General features: G+C 73.5%; 28 protein-coding genes. 17 read left to right on the plus strand and 11 right to left on the minus strand.

The features are described from left to right. Positions 1 to 34: 34 nt before the first annotated feature. Positions 35 to 496 carry an RrF2 family transcriptional regulator gene (locus SGA01_RS06835; protein ID WP_141294339.1) on the minus strand — a complete coding sequence of 154 codons (462 nt, stop codon included), beginning with the start codon at positions 494 to 496 and terminating at the stop codon, positions 35 to 37. A gap of 299 nt (positions 497 to 795) precedes the next feature. Here SGA01_RS06835 and SGA01_RS06840 point away from each other — a divergent pair, with 299 nt between their 5' ends. From SGA01_RS06840 to SGA01_RS06850, 3 genes are all read left to right on the plus strand, one after another. Beyond that, a complete protein-coding gene (locus SGA01_RS06840) occupies positions 796 to 3,489 on the plus strand; it encodes an FAD/NAD(P)-binding protein (protein ID WP_141294741.1) in 2,694 nt (897 codons plus the stop codon). A gap of 112 nt (positions 3,490 to 3,601) precedes the next feature. After that, positions 3,602 to 3,847: a helix-turn-helix transcriptional regulator gene (locus SGA01_RS06845; RefSeq protein ID WP_055639523.1), complete on the plus strand. Its 246-nt coding sequence runs from the start codon at positions 3,602 to 3,604 to the stop codon at positions 3,845 to 3,847. Continuing rightward, on the plus strand, positions 3,847 to 4,371 hold the full coding sequence (locus SGA01_RS06850; protein WP_141294341.1) for a hypothetical protein: 525 nt from the start codon (positions 3,847 to 3,849) through the stop codon (positions 4,369 to 4,371). The genes SGA01_RS06845 and SGA01_RS06850 overlap by 1 nt, the downstream gene beginning before the upstream one ends. Positions 4,372 to 4,427: 56 nt before the next feature. Here the strand turns inward: SGA01_RS06850 and SGA01_RS06855 are convergent, their stop codons facing one another. Next, on the minus strand, positions 4,428 to 5,147 hold the full coding sequence (locus tag SGA01_RS06855; RefSeq protein WP_141294343.1) for a VOC family protein: 720 nt from the start codon (positions 5,145 to 5,147) through the stop codon (positions 4,428 to 4,430). Positions 5,148 to 5,209: 62 nt separating this feature from the next. Beyond that, positions 5,210 to 5,845, minus strand: a complete 636-nt coding sequence (locus SGA01_RS06860; RefSeq protein ID WP_141294345.1) for a TOPRIM nucleotidyl transferase/hydrolase domain-containing protein — start codon at positions 5,843 to 5,845, stop codon at positions 5,210 to 5,212. A 115-nt stretch (positions 5,846 to 5,960) separates the two neighbouring features. Between SGA01_RS06860 and SGA01_RS06865 the strand changes: the two genes are divergently transcribed. Both SGA01_RS06865 and SGA01_RS06870 read left to right on the plus strand, forming a co-directional pair. After that, positions 5,961 to 6,545 (plus strand): TetR/AcrR family transcriptional regulator, encoded by a 585-nt coding sequence (locus SGA01_RS06865; RefSeq protein ID WP_141294347.1) that lies wholly within the window; start codon positions 5,961 to 5,963, stop codon positions 6,543 to 6,545. Beyond that, positions 6,542 to 7,543 (plus strand): DMT family transporter, encoded by a 1,002-nt coding sequence (locus tag SGA01_RS06870; protein WP_174867220.1) that lies wholly within the window; start codon positions 6,542 to 6,544, stop codon positions 7,541 to 7,543. Before SGA01_RS06865 ends, SGA01_RS06870 begins: the two co-directional genes overlap by 4 nt. Before the next feature lie 39 nt (positions 7,544 to 7,582). Here the strand turns inward: SGA01_RS06870 and SGA01_RS06875 are convergent, their stop codons facing one another. The 4 genes from SGA01_RS06875 to SGA01_RS06890 form a co-directional block, all read right to left on the minus strand. Beyond that, positions 7,583 to 8,392, minus strand: coding sequence for a metallophosphoesterase family protein (locus tag SGA01_RS06875; protein WP_141294349.1), 810 nt, complete (start codon positions 8,390 to 8,392; stop codon positions 7,583 to 7,585). Beyond that, positions 8,389 to 8,640: a hypothetical protein gene (locus SGA01_RS06880; protein WP_141294351.1), complete on the minus strand. Its 252-nt coding sequence runs from the start codon at positions 8,638 to 8,640 to the stop codon at positions 8,389 to 8,391. The genes SGA01_RS06875 and SGA01_RS06880 overlap by 4 nt, the downstream gene beginning before the upstream one ends. An 86-nt stretch (positions 8,641 to 8,726) precedes the next feature. Further along, positions 8,727 to 10,130: an FAD-dependent oxidoreductase gene (locus SGA01_RS06885; protein WP_141294353.1), complete on the minus strand. Its 1,404-nt coding sequence runs from the start codon at positions 10,128 to 10,130 to the stop codon at positions 8,727 to 8,729. A 124-nt stretch (positions 10,131 to 10,254) separates the two neighbouring features. Beyond that, positions 10,255 to 10,578, minus strand: a complete 324-nt coding sequence (locus SGA01_RS06890; protein ID WP_141294355.1) for a plasmid stabilization protein — start codon at positions 10,576 to 10,578, stop codon at positions 10,255 to 10,257. 79 nt (positions 10,579 to 10,657) lie between these two features. Here SGA01_RS06890 and SGA01_RS06895 point away from each other — a divergent pair, with 79 nt between their 5' ends. The 7 genes from SGA01_RS06895 to SGA01_RS06925 all read left to right on the plus strand — a co-directional run bounded on the left by SGA01_RS06895 (position 10,658) and on the right by SGA01_RS06925 (position 16,419). Then, a complete protein-coding gene (locus SGA01_RS06895; protein WP_141294357.1) occupies positions 10,658 to 11,167 on the plus strand; it encodes a hemerythrin domain-containing protein in 510 nt (169 codons plus the stop codon). Positions 11,168 to 11,291: 124 nt separating this feature from the next. Beyond that, the gene (locus SGA01_RS06900) at positions 11,292 to 12,413 is read left to right on the plus strand and encodes a carboxylate-amine ligase (protein WP_141294359.1); all 1,122 of its coding nucleotides are present in this window, start codon (positions 11,292 to 11,294) and stop codon (positions 12,411 to 12,413) included. Then, positions 12,410 to 13,183 carry a HemK2/MTQ2 family protein methyltransferase gene (locus SGA01_RS06905; RefSeq protein ID WP_141294361.1) on the plus strand — a complete coding sequence of 258 codons (774 nt, stop codon included), beginning with the start codon at positions 12,410 to 12,412 and terminating at the stop codon, positions 13,181 to 13,183. Before SGA01_RS06900 ends, SGA01_RS06905 begins: the two co-directional genes overlap by 4 nt. Before the next feature lie 32 nt (positions 13,184 to 13,215). Next, on the plus strand, positions 13,216 to 13,455 hold the full coding sequence (locus SGA01_RS06910; RefSeq protein ID WP_308699043.1) for a CDGSH iron-sulfur domain-containing protein: 240 nt from the start codon (positions 13,216 to 13,218) through the stop codon (positions 13,453 to 13,455). Then, a complete protein-coding gene (locus SGA01_RS06915; protein WP_141294365.1) occupies positions 13,452 to 14,468 on the plus strand; it encodes an iron-containing redox enzyme family protein in 1,017 nt (338 codons plus the stop codon). Before SGA01_RS06910 ends, SGA01_RS06915 begins: the two co-directional genes overlap by 4 nt. 113 nt (positions 14,469 to 14,581) lie before the next feature. Beyond that, positions 14,582 to 15,334, plus strand: a complete 753-nt coding sequence (locus SGA01_RS06920; RefSeq protein ID WP_141294367.1) for a nucleotidyltransferase family protein — start codon at positions 14,582 to 14,584, stop codon at positions 15,332 to 15,334. Between the two features lie 80 nt (positions 15,335 to 15,414). Then, entirely contained in the window at positions 15,415 to 16,419 is a 1,005-nt protein-coding gene (locus SGA01_RS06925; RefSeq protein WP_371866006.1) for a SigB/SigF/SigG family RNA polymerase sigma factor, read from the plus strand. Here the strand turns inward: SGA01_RS06925 and SGA01_RS06930 are convergent. The 3 genes from SGA01_RS06930 to SGA01_RS06940 are packed head-to-tail and all read right to left on the minus strand — an operon-like array spanning position 16,367 to position 17,692. Then, on the minus strand, positions 16,367 to 16,843 hold the full coding sequence (locus SGA01_RS06930) for an ATP-binding protein (RefSeq protein ID WP_141294371.1): 477 nt from the start codon (positions 16,841 to 16,843) through the stop codon (positions 16,367 to 16,369). The two genes, SGA01_RS06925 and SGA01_RS06930, sit on opposite strands and share 53 nt — an antisense overlap. Then, positions 16,827 to 17,252 carry an STAS domain-containing protein gene (locus SGA01_RS06935; protein WP_141294373.1) on the minus strand — a complete coding sequence of 142 codons (426 nt, stop codon included), beginning with the start codon at positions 17,250 to 17,252 and terminating at the stop codon, positions 16,827 to 16,829. Before SGA01_RS06935 ends, SGA01_RS06930 begins: the two co-directional genes overlap by 17 nt. Positions 17,253 to 17,293: 41 nt before the next feature. Further along, positions 17,294 to 17,692, minus strand: coding sequence for a rho GDP-dissociation inhibitor (locus SGA01_RS06940; protein WP_141294375.1), 399 nt, complete (start codon positions 17,690 to 17,692; stop codon positions 17,294 to 17,296). Positions 17,693 to 17,878: 186 nt separating this feature from the next. Between SGA01_RS06940 and SGA01_RS06945 the strand changes: the two genes are divergently transcribed. From SGA01_RS06945 to SGA01_RS06955, 3 genes are all read left to right on the plus strand, one after another. Next, positions 17,879 to 18,304 carry an STAS domain-containing protein gene (locus SGA01_RS06945; protein ID WP_141294377.1) on the plus strand — a complete coding sequence of 142 codons (426 nt, stop codon included), beginning with the start codon at positions 17,879 to 17,881 and terminating at the stop codon, positions 18,302 to 18,304. Between the two features lie 22 nt (positions 18,305 to 18,326). Next, positions 18,327 to 18,752: an ATP-binding protein gene (locus SGA01_RS06950; RefSeq protein WP_141294379.1), complete on the plus strand. Its 426-nt coding sequence runs from the start codon at positions 18,327 to 18,329 to the stop codon at positions 18,750 to 18,752. Positions 18,753 to 18,893: 141 nt separating this feature from the next. Beyond that, positions 18,894 to 19,748 carry a S1 family peptidase gene (locus SGA01_RS06955; RefSeq protein ID WP_141294381.1) on the plus strand — a complete coding sequence of 285 codons (855 nt, stop codon included), beginning with the start codon at positions 18,894 to 18,896 and terminating at the stop codon, positions 19,746 to 19,748. Between the two features lie 3 nt (positions 19,749 to 19,751). Here SGA01_RS06955 and SGA01_RS06960 read toward each other — a convergent pair whose 3' ends face one another. Beyond that, the gene (locus tag SGA01_RS06960) at positions 19,752 to 20,900 is read right to left on the minus strand and encodes a sensor histidine kinase (RefSeq protein ID WP_141294745.1); all 1,149 of its coding nucleotides are present in this window, start codon (positions 20,898 to 20,900) and stop codon (positions 19,752 to 19,754) included. 319 nt (positions 20,901 to 21,219) lie between these two features. Between SGA01_RS06960 and SGA01_RS06965 the strand changes: the two genes are divergently transcribed. Then, entirely contained in the window at positions 21,220 to 21,780 is a 561-nt protein-coding gene (locus SGA01_RS06965; RefSeq protein WP_141294383.1) for a GlcG/HbpS family heme-binding protein, read from the plus strand. Positions 21,781 to 21,859: 79 nt separating this feature from the next. Beyond that, positions 21,860 to 22,453, plus strand: coding sequence for an ankyrin repeat domain-containing protein (locus tag SGA01_RS06970; protein WP_141294385.1), 594 nt, complete (start codon positions 21,860 to 21,862; stop codon positions 22,451 to 22,453). Positions 22,454 to 22,588: the final 135 nt, after the last annotated feature.

A 22,588-nucleotide genomic window follows, 5' to 3' on the forward strand; every position in this document is an offset into this window, starting at 1 on the left:
GCGGTCCGTCGGACAGCCATGGACGCGCGGGGCGCTACGGGTACGTGCGGACGTCGTCGTTGTAGTCGCGGGCCCGGTCCCGTACGAGCTCGGGCAGGGTGCCCGCCGCGAGATCCGCGAGGGTCGTGCCCTCCAGGACCTGGCGCAGACTCGTCCGCACGGCGCGCCACACGTCCGGCATGGGCGCCGCCGCGCCCTGGTACTCCAGGCCCGTCAGCTTCAGGTCGCGCACGCTGACCAGTGGTCCGTCCATCGCGCGGATGACGTCGGCGAGGGTGATCTCCTCGGGCGGTCTGGTGAGGGTGTAGCCGCCGTCGGGACCGCGCACGCTCCGCGCCAGTCGCGCCTGCCGCAGGTCGCCGAGCACGACGAAGAGGAAGCGGACGGGGATGTCCTGGCGGCCGGCGATGTCCTCGGCCTTGAGAGGGCGGTCCGGGGAGCAGGCCAGCTCGGCCATGGCCCGGATGGCGTAGTCCGTTCGTGCAGAGATCCTCACGGACTCAATGTCTCACGACTGGCTCCTTCCTGACCTGGGCGGCTTGTTACGGGCCGGCCGACGAACCCGGCGGGGGACTCGCCAACGGGCTTGGCAGTGCGGGCTTGTTGTCCGGAAGCGGCGTTGCCACTGCACTTTGTTCATCGAGATAGTGAACATTGCTCGTACGTGCCCGTCCCCTCGTTTCGGAGGTCTCCGTGGTGTCCGTGGTACCTGTCGTGTCGTCGTCGGCCGTCGCGTCGGCCGAGTCAGCCGAAGTCCCGGAACCCGCCGAGTCCGGACGGCCTTCGCGGCCCACCGTGGCCGTCGTCGGCGCGGGCGCGGCCGGTGCGCTCGTCGCCGTCCAGCTCTGCGAGGCCGCGGCCCGGCGCCGTATCGCGCTCGACCTGGTCCTCGTCGACCCGGCGCCGGAGGCGGGCCGGGGTGTCGCGTACGCCACCGAGGTCCCCGAGCACCGGCTCAACGTGCCCGTCGGCGGCATGAGCTGCTACCCGGACGACCCCGGGCACTTCCGGCGCTGGCTCTGCCGCCACGGCGAATCCACCGTGACGGCGGCGGACTTCGCCTCCCGGTACCGCTACGGCTCGTATCTCGCCGACACGCTCGGGCGCGCCGTCATCGCCGCGCACGGCACGGTCTCCGTGCGGCGGCTGCGCACCCGGGCCACGGGGTGCTCCGACGCGGCCGACGGACGCCTTGAGCTCCGGCTTGCCGACGGTGGCGCGGTGACGGCGGACAGCGTCGTCCTCGCCACCGGGCCGGCGGCGGGCAGGGCGAGCTGGGCCCCGGCCGAGCTCGTCACCTCCGACCGGTTCGTCTCCCGCCCGTGGTCCGCCGGCGCACTCGACGACGTCGGCGACGCGGACGACGTCCTGCTCGTCGGCACGGGTCTCACCGCCGTCGATCTCGCGCTCGTCCTCGACCGTCCCGGCCGCACGGTGCACGCCGTGTCGCGCAGCGGGCTGCTCCCCCAGCCGCACGCGGTCGCCCCGCTGCCCGCCGTTCCGCCGCCGCCGGGCCTCGCCGGGCTCCCCTTCCACCGTCTCCGCCGGGAGCTGACGCGGCACTTCGCCGCCACCCGGCGCGTCCACGGCGACTGGCGGCCCGCGCTCGACGGGCTGCGGCCCGAGATCGTACGGCTCTGGCAAGGCCTCACCGACGACGAGCGGGCGGAGTTCCTGGGCCGCGACGCCACTCCCTGGAACGTGCACCGGCACCGTATGGCGCCGTCCACGGCCGAGACGGTCGCCCGGGCCCGGGCCGCCCGCAGGCTCCGCATCCACGCCGGCCGAGTCGCCGCCGCGGCACCAGGGCAGGACGGCGGGCTGGTCGTCTCCCTCGCCGACGGCCGGGAGCTGAGTGTGGGCTGGGTCGTGGACTGTACGGGGCCGGGGCTGCGGGCCGACGCCGGCGGCGAACCGCTGTGGTCGGGTCTGCTCGCCGACGGACTCGCCGTTCCCGGGCCGCTCGGCATCGGCGTCTCCACCGACCAGGGCCGGCTACTCGACGCCGAAGGGCACCCGGGGCGGCCGCTGTTCACTCTCGGCGCGTCCCGCCGGGGCGAGTTGTGGGAGACGACGGCGATCCCGGAGATCCGCGCCCAGGCCAAGGAGGTCGCCGAGGCCGTGCTCGCCCCCCTGGCGCGCGCTCCCCGGTCGGTACGCCGGCGGCCCACCGACCAGTTCGGGCTGCCGCTGTCCACGCACGCCGCCGCTGCGGCGTCCTTCCGGTGCGGACTCGGCCGGGTGATCACCGTACGGGCGAAGGCGGCCGAGGCGTTCGCGCGCGCCACCGAGTCGGATCCCGGGTTCGCGCTCGGGCACGCCGCGCTCGCCCTGCTCGGTCACGAGTGCGGGGCGGATGTGGACGTCGCCCGGGAGCTCGCGGACGCCCAGCGCAGTGTGCGGGAGCGCGGTGACGAGCGGGAGCGGTCGTTCGTCGACGTCGTCACGCGCCGCATCACGGAGCACGACGCGCAGGGGGGCGGTGCGGGCCGAGGGGCGGGCGCGGGTGACGGTGACACGGCGCTCTTCGAGCACCTCGAGCGCTATCCCGACGACGCGTTCGCGCTCGGGATCGCGGTCCCGACCATCGCCTTCTCCGGCGTCACGGACCTCGACGGGACCCTGGCGCTCGGACTGGTGGAACGGACCGCGCCCGCCTACGCGGGGCACTGGTTCCACACCTCGCTCCTCTCGTTCGTCCGGCAGGAGCAGGGACGGATCGAGGAGGCCGGGGAGCTGGCCCGGGCGGCGCTCGCCGAGGAACCCGCTTCCGGCCATGCCGTGCACGCCCTCGCGCACGTCCACTACGAGTCCGGGGAGCACGGCACCGGCCGGGACTGGCTCGACGGCTGGATCGGGAACCAGGGGCGGGGCGCCGTGCACCGGGCGCACTTCTCCTGGCACGTGGCGCTCCACGAGCTGGCCCTCGACGACTCCGCGGCCGTGCGCCGCCGGTGGTTCGCGCAGCTGGCGCCGGGTCAGGTGAACGGGGTGCGGGCGCTCGTCGACTCCGGGTCGCTGCTGTGGCGGGCCCGGATGTCGCGGAACTGGACCGGGCGCGTGCCCGTCGACGGGGTGCTCGACGCGGTGGCCCGCGAGCTCGTCGAGCGTCCCGCGACCGCGTTCACGGCGCTGCACAGTGCCGTCGCGCTCACCGCCGCCGGCGACCTCCCGGCGCTGCGCCGCCTGAGCACGCACGCGGCCGGCGCGGACCCGGTCCAGCGGGAGGTCATCGTCCCTCTGTGCGGCGCGCTGGAAGCCGTACTGGAGGAGGAGTGGGCGACGGCGGTGCGGGAACTGCGCGGGCTGCTGCCCTCGCTGCGCCGGGTGGGAGGCAGCGCGGCGCAGCGCGAGGTCATCGAGGAGACCCTGCTGTACGCGCTGGTCGAGGCGGGGCACAGCGACACCGCCCGCGACCTGCTCGAACAGCGCCTGGACCGGCGCGCGTCCCCGCTCGACCGGAGGAGGCTGGCCGGGCTGAACGTCTGACGGGCGAGGCGAAGACGTCGATGTGAGGGATCGTCACGGGAGGGGCGGGGACCACGGTCCCCGCCCCTCCTTCATGTTGCGCTCCTACTCTCAGATGTAGTACTTCTTATACATGAGCGAGCAGGTGCACAACAGGCTGGCAGTCGTACGGGCCGAGCGGAAGGTGTCGCGACAGGCACTGGCCGAGGCAGTGGGCGTCCACTACCAGACCATCGGCTACATCGAGCGCGGCCAGTACAACCCCAGCCTCGACCTGGCCCTGAAGGTGGCCCGGTTCTTCGGGCTGCCGGTGGAGGCGCTGTTCTCCCTGGAGCCGTTCCAGCCGCTCACCGACGAGGTCTACGGGAGGAAGCAGTGATGACCACGACGCGCTACGACCGGCACATGTACGCGCTGATGAACGACCGCCGCGCGGCTGCGGTCCACGCCACCACGACCCGGCGGCGGCTTGCCGTCACGGCCCATGTCGCCCTTACCGCCGTCGGGGTGGGCGCCTGGATCGGCACGGTCTTCGGGCCCGGGTGGGGGCTGGCCCTTGTGGTCGCGGGCGCGCTGCTGCCCTGGGTCCTGCTCACCGGCGTCCTGAACGGCTCCACCCGCGGACTGCTCGAACTCCGGGGCCGGATGCTCGACGAGCGGCAGCTCGTGGAGCGCGACCGGGTGCGGGCTCTGGCCCACCGGATCACCCTGTGGCTGCTCGTGGCCGCGGTGATCGGGGCGGGTGCCTACAGCGCCCTGGCGGATGCGCCTCTGCGTGCGGCCGTGACGCCGGTCCTCGTCGGCGTGCTTGCCGCGCACTGGATGATGCCGCTGTGGGTGGCGGCCCTGCGGGTCCAGGACGAACTCGGAGACACGGAAGACGAGTTCGCCGAAGCGTCCTGAGCGGAGCGCGCCGCCCGAGGAGGTCTCGACTCGGGCGGCGTGGCGGCTCCTCGGTCTCAGCGGGGAGTCAGTACGCGGAACTCGTTGCCGTCGGGGTCGGCCATCGTGACCCAACCGGTCCCGGCCGCGGACGTGTCGACACGCGTCGCCCCGAGCTCGACGAGCCGGTCGATCTCCGCCTGCTGGTCACCGTGGGCCGGGGGTGCGAGGTCGAAGCGCAGCCGGTGCCCGTCCCTCGGCATCATGGGCGGACCACCCCAGGTGAACTTCGGTCCGCCGTGCGGTGAGCGGATCGCGGTCTCCTGGTCCTGGTCCCAGACCAGCGGCCAGCCCAGCGCCTTGCTCCAGAAGTACCCGACGGCCTGCGAACCGTCGCACGCGAGCGCCCCGATGAACCCGCAGTCGGCCAGGAAGTTGTTGCCCGGCTCGATCACGCAGAACTCGTTGCCCTCGGGGTCGGCGAGCACGACGTGCTCGTCCTCCGGCGTCTGGCCGACGTCGATGTGCCGGCCGCCGAGTGCGAGCGCCCTCGCCACGACGTCCCGCTGATCGTCGAGCGACGTACTGGTCAGGTCGAAGTGCATGGGGTTCTGGACGGTCTTCCTCGCCGGGTTCGGAAGGAAGCGGATCCGGAACCCGGTGTCGTCCCCGGGGAGGAGCACGATGCCGTCGTCGGTCTCGTCGCTCACCTCCCAGCCCAGGAGGCCGGCCCAGAAACGGGCGAGAAGGGGAGGGTCGTTCGCGTCGATGTCAAGCGCGTGGAGGTGGGACGTCATTCCTCGGACCCTGCCCGAAGCACTCCGAACGATCAACCGATTAACCGAACGGCCGATCGCGCTCAGACGTTCGCGAGGAGGTCCTCGAGCGGGGCCGGCACCTGCCCGGGGTCGAGGGCCTCGACGAGGAGGGTGCCGTAGCGGATCTTGCGACCCTTCTTCGTGCCGAGGAAGCGGCGCAGCTGCTGGTGCCGGGGACGCCCCTGCTGCGCGGGCTGGTGCAGGAAGGTCTGCCAGGGGCGGAGGTCGCCCTCGGTCTCGACGATCTCCTCGACCCGCTCCGTGCCGAGCGCGCGGATGAGCTCGTCCTCCAGGTCCGCCGCGCACACGAAGACGTCCCGCTCCGAGGCCCGCGCCCGGGCCCGCGTCAGGCCCCGGTCGTAGTAGGGCCGCTCACGCTCGTCGCACAGTCCCGTCAGGCGCAGGCCGAGGCCGGGCGGGCCGAGCAGGGCCGCGTAACGGCCGACGTTCATCGCGCCGCCCATCGACACCACGCACACGCCCTCGGCGGCGAGGTCCCGGCCGCGGCGCTCGGTCAGGGCTTCGACGGCGGCGAGGTCGCTGAGCCCTTCGAGCAGCACCACCGTCCGCACCCCCAGCCGGGCCGCGAGCTCCCGCGCCCGCTCCCCCGCCGGCTCGCTCGACCCATCGCTCGCCCAGTCGCCGACCGCCGTCCGGAACTCTTCCATCTCCTGCATGGCGCGAGTCTGCCTCTCCGCCGACGGCACAGCACGGGATTTTCGACGGCCACCCTCGACGGTGAGCTAGTCTAGGTAGACCTACCTACCTAATTATGGACCTCTGCGGAGTGTGATGAGCGAGAGCGGAAGGCCCCGTCCCGCCAGGAAGCGGCTGCTGGAGGCGGCTGCCCGCCGCTTCTACGCCGACGGGGTGGCGGCGACCGGCATCGACACGATCACCGCCGACGCGGGCGTCGCGAAGATGAGCCTCTACAACAACTTCGCCTCCAAGTCCGAGCTGGTCCTGGCCTATCTGGACGCCCGGCACGAGGAGTGGCTCGGGCTCTACCGGGCCCGTATCGAGCGGGCCGGAGGGCCCCGGGACGGCGTGCTCGCGGTGTTCGACGCGTACGCCGATCACGCGGCCTTCGCCTACGAGCACGGCTTTCGGGGGTGCGGCCTGCTCAACGCCGCCGCCGAGCTGCCCGCCGGGGACCCGGGCCGGGGCGTGGTGCGCGCCCACAAAGAGGAGGTCGAGCGCCTGATCGCCGGCCACCTGGAGGAGCTGCTGCCCGAGCGTCCCACCGATGCGCGCGCGACGGCCGAGCACCTCGCGTTCCTCCTGGAGGGCGCGATGGCCCGGGCCGGTCTGGAGGGCGACGGGGAGCGGCTCCGGCACGCCCGCGCGCTGGCGGCGACGCTGCTGGACCGCCTGTGACGCGCCCCGCCGGGCCGGACCGGGCCGTGGGGACGGGGGCGCTGTGCGTCCTGGCGGCCTCCGTCCTGTGGGGTACGACGGGCACGGCCGCGACGTTCGCACCCGGCGTGGGCCCGCTCGCCGTCGGCGCCGTCGCCATGGGGCTCGGCGGTCTCCTCCAGGCACTCGTCGCAGCCCGGCAGATCCGCCGTCACGCGCTCCGCCTACGCGGTCAGCGCGGCACCGTGCTGATCGGGGCCGCCTCGGTGGCGGTCTATCCCCTGGCGTTCTACAGCTCCATGCACCTGGCCGGAGTCGCCGTCGGCACCGTCGTGTCGATCGGCACCGCCCCGCTGGCCTCGGCGCTGATCGAGCGGGTCGTGGACCGCCGCCGGCTCACCCGCCGCTGGACGGTCGCGGCGGCGCTCGGCCTGTTCGGAACCGTCCTGCTGTGCGTCGCCGAAGCCGCCGCCCACGGTTCCGACGGCTCGGGGCCGTCCACGGCCGACACGCTGCTCGGCGTGGGCCTCGGTCTGCTCGCCGCCGCGACGTACGCCCTGTACTCCTGGGCCGCACACCGGCTCATCAGCCGGGGAATTCCGTCCCGCCCGGCGATGGGCGCCGTCTTCGGGCTCGGCGGACTGCTCCTCCTGCCCGTGCTGCTCGTCACCGGCGCCCCGGTCGTCGCCTCCTGGTCCAACGCCGCCGTCGGCGTCTACATGGCGCTGGTCCCCATGTTCGCCGGCTACGTCCTGTTCGGCTGGGGGCTGGCGCGGGTGCCCGCCAGTACCGCGACCACCCTGTCCCTGCTGGAACCGGCCGTCGCCGCCGTGCTGGCCGTCCTGGTCGTCGGCGAGCGCCTCCCGGCCGCCGGCTGGGCGGGCATCGCCCTCGTCGTCGCGTGCCTCGCCGTCCTGACCGCGCCGGCGCCCGTCGCGCGCCGCCGACGCGGCGGGCAGCCGCCCGAGGGGCCGGTCCGGCGGGACGAGGTCGGCGACGCGGCGAGGACGGCCCCCTGAGGCGTACGCCCGCAGCGCGTCTCCGCGTCTCAGGTCACGTCACCGGGAGGCGGGCTCGGCCGGCGGCTCCCCCGGCGTCGGATGGACCGGAGTCGGGACGAGCGGCAGGTGGTAGAGGGCGAAGGCCTTGCCGATGACGGGTTGCGCCACGTTGCGGACGCGTACCCCGCCCGCCGTCATGCCGTGCTCGGTCCCCAGATGGGCGTGGCCGTGGACCGCGAGGTCGGCGCCCGCCTCGTCGATGGCCTCGGCGAGGAGGTAGCTGCCCAGGAAGGGATAGATCTCCACCGGTTCGCCCGCGAGCGTGTCGGGCACCGGCGCGAAGTGCGTGAGGGCGATCCTGGCCCCGCAGCCTTCGGCGTCCATGCCGCTCAGCGCCCGGTACAGGCCGTCCGCTTCGCGGCGGGCGGCACGGACGAAGTCCTTCATCTCGCGTTCGCCGAACTCGCCGGCGCTGCTTCCCGCGAAACCTCCGCAGAAGCCCTTCGCCCCGGCGATGCCGACCTTTCCGCCCCCGATCGGCAGGAGCACCCTGTCGCCCTCCAGGACCGTGACCCCGGCGTCGCCGAGGACACGGGCGACGTCGGCCTCCTGCTCGGAGTGGTAGTCGTGGTTGCCGAGGACGGCGACCACGGGGACGCCGAGGTCCCGTACCTCCTCGGCGACGACCTCCGCCTCGGGGACCGTGCCGTGGCGCGTGAGGTCGCCGGCGAGGAGGAGGACGTCCGCGCAGAGCGGCAGGGTCGCGAAGGAGGGGCGGAGCAGGCCTCGGCAGTCGGGGCTCAGGTGGATGTCCCCCACCGCCGCCACCCGGACGACGGCGCCGTTCGTCCCGCCGTCGCGCGTCACGACAGCTCCTCGGGTCGGTCGGGCGGGTCCGCGCAGGCGATCAGGAGGTCCGAGTGCAGCGGAATGCCGCCCAGCTCCGTTGCCGCGATCCGGAGGATCTCGTCACGGCGGCCGGCCGACGGGAGTGTGCCCGTCAGGAGGACGGAGGTGCCCCGCATCTCGACGCGCACACCGAGTTCGGCCACGTCGCCGCGTGCGAGCCGGTCTCTGAACCTGGCGATCCGGTATTCACCCTCGTCGGTGTTCATCGTCGTCCCTCCAGCCGTGTCTTCCCACTCCGCCGGGGTCCTGTCGTCGCGGTCATGACGTCCTCCTCGGCTCGACGCGTGCGGACTCAGTCCTCCAGCGGGCGGGTGGCCGGGCCCTGGAGCACCCTGCCGTCCGCGGCGAAGCGCGAGCCGTGGCAGGGGCACTCCCAGGTCCGCTCCGCCTCGTTGAAACCCAGCTCGCAGCCCATGTGCGTACAGCGTCGGCCGGTCCGCCTGCCGGACAGGTAGTGACCGGCGACGGCGGCCTGCCGCCGTACCACTTCGGGCACCTCTCGGACGGGCAGCCGGCGCCGCGGGTCGAAGAGCTCCGTCCAGGCCGGACGCGGCGCGCCGGTCAGGTGCGCGGTGAGCAGCCGGGCCGCGGCGATCCCGTTGCTCAGTCCCCAGCCGCCGAATCCGGTGGCGACGTAGACGTGCTGGGTGTCGGGGTGTTCGTGACCGACGCAGGGCATGCCGTCCACCGTGTGGACGTCCTCGGCGGCCCATCGGTGGACGTCGGGCGCGTCGGCGAAGCCGGGGAGCCGGGCGCGCGCCCACTCCTCCAGGCGTTCGAGCCGGTCGCCCGCGCCCTCGCTGCCGGGTTCGAAGGTCTCTCCCGCGACGATCAGCAGGCGCCGTCCCTGGTCCAGCGGGGCGGTGCGCACCGACCGGGTCCCGTGGTCGGAGGTCACGTACATGCCGTACGGGGCACGCCGCTCCTCGACCGGGGCGGCGACGACGAACTCGCGGCTCAGGGAGAGCCGCATGAGCAGGGTGGTGTGGCACCGGAGCGGGAACTGGGTGGCCTGGACGACGTCACGGGCATGCACCGTCCCTCCGCCCTCCAGGGTGAGGCGGCAGTCGGCTCCCTCCCGGAGGTCCGTGACGCGGGTGCTCTCGTGGAGGCGGACGCCGTGGGCGACGAGGTCGTCCACCACGCCGAGGAGGAAGCGGCGCGGATGGAACTGGAGCTGGTCCTCGACGCGGACGGCGGCCGCGACCGGGTACGGGAGTCCCGTGTCGGTGACCACGGCGGCCCGCAGGCCGGCGGCTGAGGCGGCGGCCGCCTCGGCGTGGATCTCCTCCACCCGCTCGATGTCGCGGGTGTACGTGTAGGCCGGGCGGGTCTCCAGGTGCGCGTCGATCCCCAGCTCCCCGCAGATCCGCGTCACCTGCCGCAGGGCCTCCTCCTGGGCCTCGGCGTACAGCGTGGCCGCGTTCTGGCCCTGGCGCCGGCTCAGACGGTCGTAGCACAGCCCGTGCAGGGAGGTCAGTTTGCCGGTGGTGTGCCCGGTCACCCCGGCCGCGATCCGGCCGGCCTCCAGCACCACCACGTCGCGCCCGGCGCGGTTCAGCTCGCGTGCGGTGCACAGTCCGACGATGCCGGCGCCGACGACGACCACGTCGGCGGCGAGGTCGCCCTCCAGCGGGGGGAACCCGTGGCGGGGCGGGGCCGAATCCATCCAGTACGAGCTTTCGGTCGCGCGCATGACCTGCTCCTCTCCGCGGTCGACCGTCAGGCGTCTACCCGGAACGTTCGCGCGCAGTCGGCGGCCCGCCTTCGACGCCGCTCGAGGTGTGCGCGGCGCCGACCGGCTGAAGACCGTGCCTCGGTCAGTGCCCGAGCTTCTTCTTCAGTTCGGACTTGTTCATGGACGACCGGCCGTGGAGGTTGCGGCGCTTGGCCTCTTCGTACAGCTGGTCGTAGGTGGGGCCCTGCGAGCCGCTGTGCGAGCGCTGTCCGCCCCGCTTCGAGGACGACATGTCCTGGAGGGACGTCTTGCTCGCGGTGCGCGACTCGCCGGAGCGCGCACGTTCCTTGTTCACCGTGCGGGCGGCGATCTCCTTGGCCCGCTCGGTGCTCTCGCCGCGCTGCTCCGCGCTTTCCTTGATGTGCTCGTACTGGCGTTCCCTCTTGGGGCTCGATCCACGGGGCATGACGGTTTCCTCTCTGCGGGGTGAGGACCGGCGTGTACCCCCACGAATGCCGATCAATCGCGCGGGTACACGGAGAGCCATGACTGCCAAGGCCGACAGGACACAGGATCAGGACGTCGTCGCGGTGATCATCGATGACCACCGCACCATGGAGGGCCTCTTCCGCCGGATGCGGAGCAACGCCGAGGACCGCGCCGCGGCCCTGAACGAGTTCTCCGCACTGCTCGTGGCGCACAGCGAGGCCGAGGAGGCCGAGGTCTACGGGGCGCTCAAACGCTTCGGAGGCGTCGACACCGAGGAGGTGGAGCACGGCGAGGAGGAGCACGCCGACGGGACCAAGGCGCTGCTCGCGCTGCTCGAAGTGGACGACGTCGGCTCCGACGCGTGGGACACGCGGCTGGCGAAGCTGGTCGAGGCGGTCTCGCATCACATGGACGAGGAGGAGCGGACGGTCCTCAACGAGGCCAGGGAGAGCGTTCCCGAGGGCCGGAGGACCGAGCTGGGCATCGCGTTCCAGGAGGAGCGCGCGAGGCAACTCGCCTCGGACTGCGGCAGCGTGGAGCATGTGCGTGAGCTCGTCCGCGGCTGACGCGGCGGTTGACGCCCTCCCTTCGGAGCCCGTCCGAACCCCGTCGTGTGAGCGCCGCCGGGCTGTCGGCGGGGCATGGCGGGGCATGGGCCGGGTACTCGCGTGGCGAGGTTAGGAGCCCGCCATGAAGAGCCTGACCATGGGTGTCGAGGAAGAGTTCGTGCTGGTCGACCGTGTGACGCGGGCGCCGGTGAACCGGGCTCCCGAGGTGATCCGACAGGCGGCTCGCGAGCTCGGCGGGCAGGTACAGGCCGAGTTGTTCAACGCGCAGATCGAGATCTGCACCGGGCCGACCGCCTCCCGCGACGACCTGCGCGAGGAACTCCTCTGGCTGCGCGGGGTCGTGGGCGCGGTCGCGCGGGACGCGCGGTGCGCGCCCGTCGCCTGCGGCACGCCCGTCCTGCCTCCGGAAGAGCCGCTCACCGTGACGGACACCGCGCGGTACCGTCTGATGGCCCGGCGCTTCCCCCGTCTGATCACGAGCGAGGACGGGGTCCCTCGCGACGACGGGCTCGTCTGCGGATGTCACGTCCACGTCGGGACGCTGGACCGCGAGCGGGCTCTCGCGCTCGCGCTGCACATGCGGCCGTGGCTGCCGGTCGTCCAGGCGCTCGCCGGCAACTCCCCCTACGCGCACAGCCAGGACACCGGCTACGAGAGCTGGCGTTCCGTCGAGCACGCGAGGTGGCCCACGGTGGGACCCACCCCCGTCCTCGACGAGGCCCAGTACCTCGCCCATGTCGCGGGGCTCGTCAAGGACGGGACGCTCATCGACAACCGGATGGTGTACTGGCACGCCAGGCCCTCGGAGCACGTTCCCACGCTGGAGGTGCGGGTGGCGGACGTCAACGCGGAGATCGACACGGTGGTGCTGCTCGCCATCCTGATCCGCGGGCTCGCCGACACCCTGCTTCCCCGGGTGGACGCGGCCGAGCGGCCGCCGCGCATCCCCGGCCCGACCCTGCTGAGGGCCCATCGGCTCGCGGCTGTGCACGGCATCCGGGGCATCGGCCTTGACCCGGTGGACGGCCGGGAGCGCCCCGCGGTGGAACTCCTGGACACGCTGATCGACTTCGCCCGGCCCGGTCTCGACGCGGCCGGGGACTCGGACTGGGCCCGCGAGCGGTGGGCGCGGATCCGTGCGGAAGGCGGTGGCGCGTCCCGGCAGCGTGCCGTGTTCCGCCGGCACGGCCGGTACAGCGCGGTGGTGGACGCGCTGGCCGCCGCGACCGTGGGAAGCCGATGACGATGGCCTCCCGGCGTACCGCGTCGCGGCTGTTCCGGCTCCCCGGTGTGTACGCGCCGCAGGCCGACACCCGTCTCCTCCTTGCGCACCTCCGCCGCGAGGAACTCCGGCCCGGCGTCCGGTCGCTCGACCTGTGCACCGGCACCGGCGTCCTCGCCCTCGTCGCCGCGCGGCGGGGCGCACGCGCCACCGCCGTCGACATCTCCCGGACGTCGATCGTCACCGTACGGCTCAACGCGCTGCTGCACCGCTGCCGGGTCCGCGCCCTGCGGGGCGACCTGGACGGGCCGGTGGACCGTGAGCGCTTCGACGTGATCACGGTGAATCCGCCCTACGTGCCCTGCGAGGACGCGGAGGCGCCCGCCCGGGGAGCGCGGCGGAGCTGGGACGCCGGACACGACGGCCGGCTCCTCCTCGACCGGGTCTGCGCGCGGGCGCCGCACCTGCTGGCGTCGTCCGGAACGCTGCTGCTCGTGCAGTCGTCGCTCTCCGGCATCGCGGCCACCCTGGACGCGCTCCGGCGCGGCGGGCTGACGGCCCGGGTCGTCGAGCGCCGTACGCGGCCTTTCGGCCCGGTGATGTCGGCCCGGCAGGGGTGGTTCGCGGCCCGGGGACTGATCTCTCCGGGGACCCTCACGGAAGAGCTCGTGGTGATCCGCGCGTGCAGGCCGTCGGTCGCGTCCCCGGCCGTGGCCGGTCCGCGCATGGGGGCCGTGGGGCCGGGCAGTCGCGCGGTGTCAGCGCAGGCGGATCCGATCGGTGGTGTGTGATGTCGGCTTCCCGGGACCGGAAGATCCCTCGGGTGACGCCCGTCGCCGAAGGGCCGCTGCTCGTCGAGGGGCCTGCGGAGATCGTCCTGCCCGACGGGTCCGTGATCCTCTGCGAGCGGCCCGTGGTGGCCCTCTGCACGTGCCGGCGGACGCTCCGCGCACCGTTCTGCGACACGAGCCACCGCTCGCGCCCCCGCGCGACGCGCGCGGCACGGAGCAACGCCACGGACGCGGCGGCCTCCGGCCCGGCCGAGGAGTCGGGACCGTCATGACCGTCATCCACCACGCCGTGGCGACGAGACCCGAGCTTCCCGAGGCCCGCGGCGAGGTGTCGCGGGGCATCCGGGACCGGCTCCTCGGCGGCCCGGGGCGGCTGCCCCGCGAGTCGGACGTCGCGCGCGCCTCGCCGTACGGCGAGGACCTCCAACTCGCCCTGCACCTCTGCTACGAGCTGCATTACCAGGGCTTCGCGAGGGTCCCGGACACCCTCGAATGGGACCCGGACCTCCTCAGGGTGCGGGCCCTGGCGGAGCACCGCTTCGAGAGCGCGCTGCGGCACGACTGCCGGCACCGCCCGGACGTGGAGGAGGCGCTGGCCGACGTCCTCGTGGAGCCGGTCGGCGGGACGGGCGTCTCCCGTTTCCTCCTGGCCCGAGGGCAGCTGTGGCAGGTGCGCGAGTACGCGGCGCTGCGCTCCGTGCATCAGCTCCGGGAGGCCGATCCGCACCTGTGGGTCGTCCCCCGGCTGCGCGGGCGCGCCAAGGCCGCCATGGTGGCGATCGAGTACGACGAGTACGGCTGCGGCCGGGCGGAGCGGATGCACGCGCGGCTCTACGCGGATCTGATGGCCGACCTCGGTCTCGACCCGTCGTACGGACGGTACGTGGACGCGGCCGGAGCCGAGCTGCTGGCGGCCTCGAACGTGATGTCGCTGTTCGGTCTGCACCGTCGACTGCGCGGGGCTCTCGTGGGGCACTTCGCCCTTCTGGAGACGACCTCGCCGCCTGCCGCCGCCCGGCTCGCGGAGGTCATGCGCCGTACGGGGGCCGGTCCCGCCGCCGAGCGGTACTTCGACGAGCACGTGGAGGCCGACGCCGTCCACGAGCAGCTGGTACGCCGGGAGGTGGTGGCCGGACTCCTCGACGACGAGCCGGAGCTCGCCCCGGACGTGGCCTTCGGCATCGCCGCGACACGTCTCGTCGAGGAACGGCTCGGCGAGCGGCTGACGGAGGCCTGGTCGCGGGGCGCGAGCGCGCTCCGGACCCCGGCCGCGCCGAGTCACTGACCGCGCTGCCGGGGGCGGGCAGGACCCGGGGGCGGCGCGGCGCGGTGCGGATGACGGCAGCCGGGCGGGGTAGACGCAGGTCCCGCCCGCCGACGACGAGACAGGAGCAGGCCATGAACCTCACAGAAGGCCCGTTCCCCGACCGGGCCGACGACGCGGCGGAGTCCGGCCCGGTCGCCCGGCAGGCCACCGCGTCCGTCGGCCACGGTCCCCCCGGGGGCGACGGGGATCGGCGGGGCGCGGGCAACGCGCCGCGGGCGACGGACGAAAGCGGCTCGGCCGCCGCCGCCCTGCCCGCGGACCACACGCAGGCGATCCTGGAGACGACGAAGGAGGTCGGGGCCGTCCTGAAGGCTTCGGGGCTCCCCTTCGCCCTCGTCGGCGGTGTCGCCGCCTACGCGCACGGCATCCCGGTCCCGCTCCAGCACGACACGGACTTCGCGGTACGGCGGGAGGACGCCGAGCTCGTCACCCGGTCCCTGCGGGAACACGGCGTACAGATCGTGGACCCGCCCGAGGACTGGCTCGTCAAGGCCCGCGCGGGCGGCGAGGAGATCGACCTGATCTTCGCCCTCGCCGGCCGGCCGGTGACCACCGAGCTGCTGGCCCGGGCCCAGACGCTTCCCGTGGACTCCGTCCACATGCCGGTGCTCGCCCCGAGCGACCTGATGATCTGCCGCCTGCTCGCGCTCTCCGAGCACCACTGCGACTTCGGGCCCCTGCTGCCGGTGGCGCGCGGGCTGCGGGAGCGGGTCGACTGGGCGCGGGTCCGGGAGGAGACCGACGGTGCCCCGATGGCGACGGCCTTCCTGTACCTGCTGGGACTGCTGGACGTACTGCCGCACGACGGCGCCGCCACCACGTAGCAGGGGCCCGTCCCACGCAGTGAGCGGGCTTCCTCGAGAAACAGTGTCAAACCGCCTGATAGTGGGCATCCTTACCTCAGATGCTCGACCGACGGACCCCCCGCCGCTCCCTTGCGGCCGTGGCGGCAGGCCCACCGCCACCCGTCGAAGGACTTCTCATGTCCACCGCCAGAGCCCGTCCGCCCACCGCCCGCGCCTCTTCACCCGCTTCGTCGCGCGCCTCTGCATCAGGGGCGTCGCTCCGCCGGGCGGCGCTGGGCGGGCTCCCCGAGCCCGTCGACCCCACCGGCGCCTCGACGGACGACGCGCGCACCCTCTCGGTCGCCCTGTTCCGCCGGTTGCAGGAGCTGGACGAGGGCACACCGGAGTACGCGTACGTCCGGAACACCCTGGTCGAGCTCAACCTCAGCCTGGTCAAGTTCGCCGCACGGCGCTTCAGGAACCGCGTGGAGCCCGCTGAGGACATCGTCCAGGTCGGCACGATCGGCCTGATCAAGGCGATCAACCGCTTCGACCCCGACCGCGCCGTCGACTTCTCCGCCTTCGCCCTCCCCACGATCGTCGGGGAGATGAAGCGCTTCTTCCGGGACACCAGCTGGGCCGTACGGGTCCCCCGCCGCCTCCAGGAACTCCGCATCGAACTGGCGAAGGCCGCCGACATCCTGGAACAGCGCCTCGGCCGCCGCCCCACCCGGGCCGAGCTGGCCGCGCGGCTGCACGTCACGGAGGAGGACGTCGCCGAGGGACAGCTCGCGGCCCACGGCTACGCGGCCCGCTCGCTGGACGCCCCGGCGGGTGACGAGGACCCCGCCCCCGGCGCGAGCGCCCGGCGACTGGCCTCGGACGACTCTCCCTACGAGCTGATCGAGTCCCTGACCGCCCTGCGGCCGCTGCTCGCCCGCCTCGACGCCCGCGACCGGCGCATCCTGGAGCTGCGCTTCGGCGAGGAACTCACCCAGACGGAGATCGGTCTGCGTGTCGGCCTCTCCCAGATGCACGTCTCGCGCCTGCTCACCCGCATCCTCGGCGACCTCAGGACGGGTCTGCTCGACGACGGCCCCACGGCGGAGGGGACGGGCGGCTGACCTCCAGCCACACCACCTTGCCCGCGCCGTCGCCCGACGCCTTGTCCTCACTGCCCCAGGCACCGGCCAGCCGGTCCAGCACCATCAGCCCGTGCCCGCCGGGCAGCCCGGGCGACCGCGCGACCCGCAGGCGAGGGTGCACGGGGCTGGCGTCGGCCACCTCCACCCGCAGCCGACCGGCCGCGTGGCGCAGGACGAGCTCCTGGGGGCCGCCCGCGTGCAGGCAGGCATTGGTGACGACCTCCGACACGAGCAGCAGGACGTCCTCCGCCCGCTCGCGCTCTTCCGCCGTCTCCGCCGGAAGCCATCCCCAGTCGGTCAGCGCCTCGGCGGTGAAGTCCCGGCAGCGCGACACCACACCCCGGGTCCCGTGCAGTACCAGCCTGCGAACCTGGCTCCGGCGACCGTCACCGCTCTCGGCCATGCGTCCCGCCGCCTTCACCGCCGCTCTCGGCGAGCGCCTCGCCCACCGTCCCGTACACCCGGAAGACCACCCGGGCCCCGGTGATCTCGAACGTCCGGTCCACCGGCGGTCGCAGCCCCGCGAGCTCCAGCCTCCCGCCGGCCTCCTGTGCCCGCAGCCGCGCCCTCAGGAGCGCGTTCAGCCCGGAGGAGTCGCAGAAGTCCAGGGCCGAGCAGTCGACGACGATCCTCCCTGCCCCGATGCACTCCTCCACCGCCCTCCGCAGCGGAGCCACCGTGTCGCGGTCGAGCTCTCCGGCGAGCACCAGGACGTCGGTGTCCGCGTCCGGCACCGGCCGGACCTCCACCGTGAACCGGTCACGCGGCGGCTCGCCCCCGCCGGCCGACGGCGCCGGCTCCTCGTCCCTCATGGACCCACCCACCTTCAGCCTCTTCGCACCTTTAGCCCTTCTTATACCCATTTCTCCGAAGGGACGATGCGGAAGCGGTGGACCTCCCGCGCGTGTTCGTGCCCCACCGCGTCGACGAACCGGCCCGTCACCTCGTACATACCGTGGCTCGCACGCCCGATCGGCAGTCGCTCGGGAGGCAGCCTGACCTCATAGGGTCCGCCCGCTCTGAATCCGCCGAGCACGGTACGCGTGGTCTCGACGACGCCTCCGTCGAACCGCCGGGTCTCCTCGAAGGCCAGTCCGTCGACGGCTGCCTCCACGCGGAAGGTGAGGGCCACGGCGACCACCGCTCCCTCCGGCAGTTCGACGGGCACCCCGCTCCGTGTGTCGACGGGCACGACACGCGTACCCCACTCGTCCGAGGCGAGGCCCATATTCACCAGTCCGAAGGCCACCATGGCGCACTCACGTCCTCTCGCGCTCTGCGGCTACCCGGGTGCGCCCCGCTCAAGCGCCGCCGCCCCCACGCGCATGCGCGGCCGCGCAGGGGGCAGCGGCAGGCTGAGGGGACGAGGCCGCCGACGGCGGAACGCGTCCACGTCGAGCTCGTCGCGCCCCCGTCGAAGGAAGGCAGGTGCGAGGTGATGGGTGAGCCCACGGGGACCGGAAGCCGCCGTTTCCTCCTGGAGACCCGGCCTGGCGGACACCCCGGCACCGTCGTCCTGATACTGAACGGCGAGCTCGACCACGACACGGTGGCTCCCCTGCGGACCGCGCTCACGGAGCACCGCGGGGCGGCACGGGTCGTCGTCGACTGCTCGGGACTGCGGTTCTGCGACTCGACCGGCCTGAACGTCCTCCTGAAGGCGCGGCTGCGGATGCTGCCCCGGGGCGGGCGCGTGGACCTCGCGGGGCTGCGGCCTTCGGTGGACCGCATGTTCGAGATCACCGGGGCGAGGAAGATCTTCCGGGTGTACGAGGACCGGGGCGCCGCCCTCGACGACGGGTCGGGCCGGGGCCGGTCGGACGCCCCGACGACAGAAGACTCCGCGTCGAGCGGTTCGACGTGAGGGGCCGGGGCAGCGGCAGTGTATGAACGGCCGGGACACACAGTGTGCGACCACCTGCACCCGCCGCTACGAGCTGACGCAGAGCGGCGGGGTGGCGCGGACCTGTCGTGACCTCACCCAGCAGGCTCTGATCGAGTGGTTCGGCCCGGCGGGCGCGCCCGGACAGGTCGCCACCGAGGACACCCTGCTGCTGGTCTCGGAGGTCGTCACCAATGCCTCCACCCATGGCGGCGTCCCGTACGAGCTCCGCCTCGACCGCATGAACGGCCGGCTGTGGGTGCAGGTCAGCGACACGAGTCCGGTACGGCCCCGGCCCCACGGGCCGCACCACGCGGCCCGCGCCTCCGGACACGGGCTGTACCTGCTGGAACGGCTCTCCGCGGCTTGGGGGTGCGTCCGACGGGGTGACGGCAAGACGGTCTGGTTCGAGGTGGCGGTAGTGCCGTGAGGGGGCCGACCTGCGGGGGATATCCCTACCGCCTGCGGGCCGGGTGCCCGGACCGTGAGTACGCCTGCTGCCACCGTGGCCTGATGGATCTTCGGCGAGAAGGCTGAGCACGTACGCATCTCCGAGCAGAAGGAACTCTTCGTGTTCAGCCTGAAGTCGTCTCGTCGTCGCACGGTCCGCATCGCCGCCCTCGGTACTCTCGCCGCTGTCGCCTGCACCACGCTCATGGCGGGGAGTGCCGGGGCGATCGTCAACGGAAGCGATGCCACCGAGCGCTACCCGTTCATGGTGACGATCCCGGAGTCGGCTCCGAAGTACGGTCTCTTCGACGGGAACTGCGGCGCGTCGCTGATCGAGCGGCAGTGGGTGCTGACAGCGGCCCACTGCGTGACGGGCGAGGGCCTTGAGCTGGAGGGCGTCGTCCGGGTCGGCAGCGACCGGCGCAAGACCGGGGGCACGGTCCGTGAGATCGACCGGATCTTCGTCCACCCGGGCTATGTGAACGGCGAGGGCAAGGCCGCCAACAAGGACGACATGGCGCTGATCCGCCTCGACCGGCCGGTCGCCCAGCAGCCCGTCAGGATCGCCGAGAAGGCGGGGCGACCGGGCACGCCGACCCGGCTCCTCGGCTTCGGCAGCACCGTCGACGGCGAGCTCGCCTTCCCGGACCGGCTCCAGGAGCTGGACACCCGCCTGGGCGCCGTGTCCGAGTGCGCTCCCGGCTACGCGGACGCGACCCGGCTGTGCACGATCAGCACCAAGCCCAAGGCCATGGCATGCCACGGCGACTCCGGCGGCCCCCAGATCCGAAAGGGCCGGGACGGACGCTGGGAGCTCGTCGGGGTCACCTCGGGCCCCGGCGCCCCGAACGTGCCGTGCTCGGAGGGACCGGGGCTCTACTCCAGCGCACCCGCCTACGCGCAGTGGATACGGAAGACCATGCGGAGCAACAGCGTCGACGCACCCGTGAAGGACCCTCGCGCCGTCATGCGGTGAGGGTCATGACGGGAGGGGGACGGCCGCGGAGAGCACGGTGCCTTCGCCGGGGGTCGACTCGATGGCGAGGGTGCCGCCGAGCTGCTGGAGTCGGGCGCGCATGGCGGGCAGGCCGTGGCCGCGTACGCCGCCGGGCCGGTCGGTGGGGGTGAAGCCCCGGCCGTCGTCGGCGACGTCCAGGACGACGTGGTCGTCGAGGTAGGTCAGGGTGAGGGCGGCGGTGGTGGCGTCGGCGTGTTCGCGGATGTTGGCGAGGGCGCCCTGCGCGATGCGCACCAGGGCCGACTGGACGCGTTCGGGGAGCGGGGCCGTGGGGGTGCCGTCCTGGTGGAAGCGGACCCGGAGGGTGTCGGAGCTCTCCCGTTCGGCGAGGGCGCGCAGCGCCTCTTCGAGGCCGCCGCCGTCGGCGAGGTCGGCCGGGGCGAGGTCGTGGACGAAGCGGCGGGCCTCGGTCAGGTTGTGCTCGGCGATGGAGGCGGCGGTACGGATGTGACGCCTGGCGGCCACGGGGTCGTCGTCCCAGAGGCGGTCCGCGGCCTGGAGGAGCATCTGCTGGCTGGACAGGCCCTGCGCGAGGGTGTCGTGGATCTCCATGGAGAGCCGCTGGCGCTCGGCGAGGGTGCCCTCGCGGCGCTCGGTCGCGGCCAGTTCCCGGCGGGTGCGGACGAGGTCGGTGATGACGGTCCGGAGCCGGTCGGCCTGCCGCTGGGAGTAGATGAACACCGCCGTGGCGACGGCGGCGACGGCCGGTGGGGCGAACATCAGGTTGGGATCGAAGCCGAAGCGCAGGCGCAGCTTGACCTGGGCGGCCACGACCGCGGCGGTCAGCAGCGCGACGAGGATGACCGCCGGCCGGGTACGCAGGGAGCGCAGGCCCGTGTAGAAGAGGGGCACAGCGCACCAGCCGAAGCTCGGTGCCAGCACCACCAGGGTGAGCCAGGTACCGATCACACCGGTCAGCCAGAGCGCGGGGGCCCCGGTGAGCGTGCCGGAGGCGGCGGACCGCTGGGGCCCCAGGACCGGGCCCAGCACGTACAGCAGGGCGAGGACGACGGCGAGGACGACGACCCAGGGGGTGCTGGGGGCGCCGGGGTGGACGATCAGGTAGCGGGTCAGGGAGGAGCACAGGAGGACGAAGAACGCCACGTGCATCACGGTGGCGAGCCAGCCGGCGTCGGGGTCGGCCGCCTCCGTGTCGAGGGGTGACCGTTCGTTCGTCCGCACTGCTTCGCTCCTTGCCGCCGACCGCTCCTCCAAGGCCAGGCTAGCCGGAAAGATCCATTCCGTATCGTCCGATCGGTTGACCCCGGGGTCCACCGCAGGGGGCGCCGGAGGCAGCCCGTAGGTCGACCGTCCGAGGCCCGGGGCGGCACCAGGATGGATGTCGGAGCGGGAACGCAGAGCTTCCCGAGTCCCCCCAGGGGGCACATTCCAAGACCCCCAGGGGTCGCATCCCAAGGAGCTGACGATCGTGAAGAAGCTGTCCCTGCGCACCCGTGTCCTGACCGGTACGATCGCCGCCACCGCGCTGGCCGCAGGTACCTTCGGCGCGGTCTCCGCCAACGCCGCCACCCCGGCGGCCGCCCCCGCCGCGGCCGTCGCCAAGGCCGACGCGAAGAACAAGAACACGACCCGGTCGACGCACCTGACGATCGAGGCCGCCACGAAGGCCGCGCAGGCCACCCTGGACGCCGCCGAGAAGGAGAACCAGCGCGTCTCCGTCGCCGTCGTCGACCGCAACGGCAACACCCTTGTCACCCTCCGCGGCGACGGCGCGGGACCCCAGTCCTACGAATCCGCCGTCAAGAAGGCCTACACCGCGGTCTCCTGGAACGCCCCCACCTCCGAACTCGCCAAGCGCCTCGCCCAGGCCCCCAACCTCAAGGACATCCCCGGCACCCTCTTCCTCGGCGGCGGCGCCCCCGTCACCGCCAAGGGCGCCCCCATCGCCGGCATCGGCGTCGCCGGCGCCCCCTCCGGCGACCTCGACGAGAAGTTCGCCCAGGCCGGCGTCGCCACCCTCGGCAAGTAAGCCCCCCTTGTGACTCCGGCGGCACCCGGCCCCCCGTCCGGGTGCCGCCGGTCTTCGCGTACGGACATGGAGGAACGACATGCGTGACCGCGACAGCCGCCTGCTGGCGGCCGCCCGCCGGGGCGACGCCGACGAGGTCCGGGCCGCCCTGGACGCGGGGGCCCGGGTCGAGGCCCGTGACGAGGAGCTGCGCTCCCCGCTGCTGCTCGCCTCGCTCGGGAGCCATGTCGATGCCGCCCGTGTGCTGGTCGCGGCCGGGGCCGACCCGAACGCCCAGGACCGCCGCCACGACAGCCCGTGGCTCGTCACCGGCGTGACCGGGAACGTCGCGATGATGCGCGCCCTGCTGCCCGCGGGCCCCGACCTGACCCTGCGCAACCGTTTCGGTGGGGTCTCGCTGATCCCCGCGAGCGAGCGCGGCCACGTCGCCTACGTCCGGGCGGTGCTGCGGGAGACCGGGATCGACGTCGACCACGTCAACGACCTCGGCTGGACGGCGCTGCTGGAGGCCGTCATCCTCGGGGACGGCGGCCGCCCGCACCAGGAGGTCGTCGAACTCCTCCTGGCCGCCGGCGCCGACCCGGAACTCGCGGACGCGGACGGTGTCACGGCCCTTCGGCACGCGCGGCGCCGCGGCTTCGACGCGATCGCGGCGCTGCTCGCCGACGCCTGAGACCGGGGCCTCCCCCGCATCACCCGCGCGCGCCGGACGGAAGATCCTCCGTCACCTTCCCGGTGAGCGGGAACTGGCTCCTGCGCCGGGCCGCCTCTCCCTGCCAGGCTCCGGACCGCTGTGGTTCCGGGCCCG

It is taken from the genome of Streptomyces gardneri (assembly GCF_006539185.1).
Lineage (GTDB): Bacteria > Actinomycetota > Actinomycetes > Streptomycetales > Streptomycetaceae > Streptomyces > Streptomyces gardneri.